Source organism: Vibrio genomosp. F10 str. 9ZD137 (genome assembly GCF_049974785.1).
Lineage (GTDB): Bacteria > Pseudomonadota > Gammaproteobacteria > Enterobacterales > Vibrionaceae > Vibrio.
Map to the genome: position 1 here is coordinate 1 of NZ_JBNGCJ010000462.1, position 3,623 is coordinate 3,623.

Sequence of the window (3,623 nt, forward strand, 5' to 3'; positions counted from 1 at the left end):
TGAACAGTTATTTACTACGATTAGCATTATTCTATGATTTTTATAATACGGTGAATGTAAGAGAGGGAAAATGGTTAAATGGCAAGGAGTGCTTCTTGGGCTGTCACTGGCCACACTGACATGTTTCGCTAATGCTATCGAGGCAACCGAAGCGACCGAAGTAACCCCATGGGAATCAAAGCGTTCACCATCCTCCCATCCAACGGAATCCATAGGGAGTTACTCTAATGGTTGTCTAGCAGGGGCTAAAGCACTTCCTCTCGAAGGGACCGGTTATCAGGTTTTACGTCGTGACCGAGGTCGTTATTACGGACACCCGAATACCATTCATTTTGCTCAAACTCTCGCTGCTCAGTCAAAGCGAAATCTCAATAGTGGTATTTTAATTGGCGACATATCCTTACCACAAGGCGGTCGTTTTTCGAGTGGACATTCTAGCCATCAAACGGGTTTGGATATCGATATATGGCTGCGCTTTGCCGATGCTCCTTTGTCAGCATCGCAGTTAGCCAAACCTACACCGTTAAGTGTGGTGGATATCAAACATTACCAGTTGACTCAATCGCATTGGGATCCTCGTCATTTTGAGCTGATAAAAATGGCAGCCAGTGATGATCAGGTAGCGCGAATCTTTGTACACCCTGTGATTAAACAGACCTTGTGTGACAGCGAGCAGAGCATCGAACGTGCTTGGCTGCGGAAAGTTCGCCCTTGGTGGGGCCATCACTACCATATGCATGTTCGCTTGAAATGCCCGAAAGGGAATCCCTCTTGCCTACCTCAAAAAGAACCGCCAAAAGGCGATGGTTGCGGTGCGGAACTGGCGAGTTGGAAGCCGAAACCGCAAGCTTCACAGCCCAAGGTTTCCATGAACAAACCGAAAGAAAAGGCGAAATCGAATAAAAAACGCCTTAAACCGATGCCGGAACAATGCTTAACCCTTCTAAAAAACCAGTGACTTTCTGTTTTTAAATAGGTAAAAATGTTAATTGTGTGTAACTTAATTTCATTTTTGCCGATACTTCTCTAAGGTTAAACCGAATTGGTATTTAACCTACCATTTTTATTACAAAATACAGTAATTTATTAAATTTTAGATACATATCGTTGTATTTTGATACGATTATCTTAGTCCTTTTCTCTTCTAAAGTTGATATAAATCAATTTTACAGTGTGCTTGATTGATCTAATTCGCTCCTTTGAACGTAATTAAATTACATCATCAACGCGCTCATCCGAGCGAAAAGAATGTTTGAGGACAAAAGATGTTAGATACCCTCATGTTGTCGCGGATCCAATTCGCAACCAATATTAGCTTCCATATACTCTTTCCAACCATCACCATTGCATTAGCATGGATGCTGGTTTTCTTTAAGTGGCGATATAATCGCAGCCAGGCGCCAGTTTGGCTTGATGTGTATTACTTCTGGGTCAAGATTTTTGCGCTGACTTTCGCGCTTGGTGTGGTTTCAGGCATTACCATGAGCTTCCAGTTTGGCACCAATTGGCCAGGATTTATGGAGCGCGTCGGCAATGTTGCGGGTCCTCTGCTTGGCTATGAAGTGATGACCGCCTTTTTTATGGAAGCGACCTTTCTTGGGGTGATGCTGTTTGGTCGCGGTCGAGTGCCGGATTGGTTTCACACCTTAGCGACCGTTTTGGTTGCTATCGGGACCAGTATGTCGGCTTTTTGGATATTGGTGCTCAACAGCTGGATGCACACACCGAGTGGTTATGAAGTGATCGATGGTATCGTTCATGTCACGAGCTGGAAAGAAGTGATTCTAAACCCATCCTTGCCTTATCGATTGGCGCATACCTTATTGGCATCGGCACTCACAGCGAGCTTTTTGATCGCGGGGATCTCGGCTTACCAAGCGATCAAACAACCGGGTCATCGGGCTGCGAAGTTGGGCTTAAAGGTCGCGCTATTTTCGGCTGCGGGGTTTATTCCACTGCAAATTTTCGTTGGTGATCTGCATGGCTTAAACACATTAGAGCATCAACCGGCTAAAATTGCGGCGATGGAAGGTGTTTGGGAAACCGAGCAAGGTGCACCACTTCTGTTGTTCGCATGGCCAAATGAAGAGACTCGCAGCAATGACTTTGAGGTTGGTATCCCTAATCTCGCCAGTCTCATTCTAACCCACGATATGAATGGTGAAATTGTCGGGCTTAACCAGTTTGCTCCTGACCACCCACCGGTCAAACCACTTTTCTTTGGTTTTCGAGTCATGGTCGGAATGGGAGTATTGATGTTACTGGTGAGTTGGTATGGTGCGCTGCGCCTTACTCGCGGTAAAACATTACCCAAGCCTTATTTGTATACCATGGTGGCAATGACATTCTCTGGGTGGGTGGCGACATTAGCAGGCTGGTACGTTACCGAAATAGGCCGACAACCATGGTTAGTGAGTGGCGTGTTGCGGACATCAGAGGCGGTGACCACAGTACCAAGCAGTAGTGTCATGATCTCGCTGTTTATGTACTTAACGATCTATGCGGTCTTGCTAGTGGCGTACATTCACACGTTATTCTATTTAGCGCGTAAAGACATCGCCGCACACGAGGCGCCATCAAAAGAGCAAGAGGTCGTATCATGATCAACCATTTACCAGAAATTTACTTACTGTTGCTCGGTTTTTCAGTGTTTATGTACGCAGTGCTGGATGGCTATGATTTGGGTGTCGGTATTCTGTTGCCAAGTAATAACGAACAACAGCGAGACCGAATGATCGCATCCATTGGTCCCTTTTGGGATGCGAATGAAACCTGGCTAGTTTTGGCCGTTGGGATTCTGCTAATTGCTTTTCCTAGTGCTCATAGCTTGATATTGACTGAGCTTTACCTTCCAACCGCGGTCATGCTTATCGCATTGATCATGCGTGGTGTTGCGTTCGATTTTCGAGCCAAAGCCCTTTCGGATCACAAAGAGCGATGGGACTGGTGTTTTAGGATCGGTTCATTGGTTGCGTCTCTGACGCAGGGTTATATGGTTGGTCGTTACATTATGGGATTTGAAGACTCGTCCGAAGCGATAGGCTTTGCGCTATTGAGTAGCTTATGTGTGACAGCGGCTTATGTATATATTGGTGGGGCGTGGCTGGTACTGAAAACCGAAGGTAAGTTGCAAATACGAGCGGCACACTGGTCGAGAAGGGCTGGTTGGGTAGCCGCGTTGGGTATTTTGGTGGTCAGTGTGGTGAACCCTATCGTTAACGAACAAGTAGCGCTGCGTTGGTTTAGTTTCCCTGAAATGCTGTTGTTGGCACCGATTCCCATGATCGTTTTAGCGACTATATTCTTAGTCGATCGCTATCTTCGTCAGGTACCGATGGCCGATGATATCGGTGTCCGCTGGCCATTTTTTGGCGTGACGGTGATTTTTGCATTAAGCTTTTTGGGGCTCGCGTATAGCTTCTTTCCGGAAGTAGTACCGGGTCTGATGACGGCGCAGGAATCCGCTTCTTCCCCTGCGACGCTGCTGATTGTTGGTTATGGCGCCATGTTCGTGATGCCGATGATTTTGCTCTATACCTTTGCGGTTTATCGCATTTTTAAAGGCAAAGCGACCGAACTGAGTTATAAATAGCGGTAACAATAACTAGGCGTCATACTTCTCA

Annotated in this window: 3 protein-coding genes; all 3 read left to right on the plus strand. The window is 46.3% G+C overall.

Features of this window, described 5'->3' with window-relative positions:
* Positions 1-70: 70 nt before the first annotated feature.
* Complete coding sequence (mepA, locus tag ACP45E_RS11090; RefSeq protein ID WP_017038030.1) at positions 71-958, plus strand: penicillin-insensitive murein endopeptidase; 888 nt, start codon at positions 71-73, stop codon at positions 956-958.
* 307 nt (positions 959-1,265) lie between these two features.
* The gene (locus ACP45E_RS11095; protein ID WP_017034988.1) at positions 1,266-2,603 is read left to right on the plus strand and encodes a cytochrome ubiquinol oxidase subunit I; all 1,338 of its coding nucleotides are present in this window, start codon (positions 1,266-1,268) and stop codon (positions 2,601-2,603) included.
* Positions 2,600-3,592 carry a cytochrome d ubiquinol oxidase subunit II gene (locus tag ACP45E_RS11100; RefSeq protein WP_017034989.1) on the plus strand — a complete coding sequence of 331 codons (993 nt, stop codon included), beginning with the start codon at positions 2,600-2,602 and terminating at the stop codon, positions 3,590-3,592. Before ACP45E_RS11095 ends, ACP45E_RS11100 begins: the two co-directional genes overlap by 4 nt.
* The last annotated feature ends 31 nt before the right edge of the window (positions 3,593-3,623 follow it).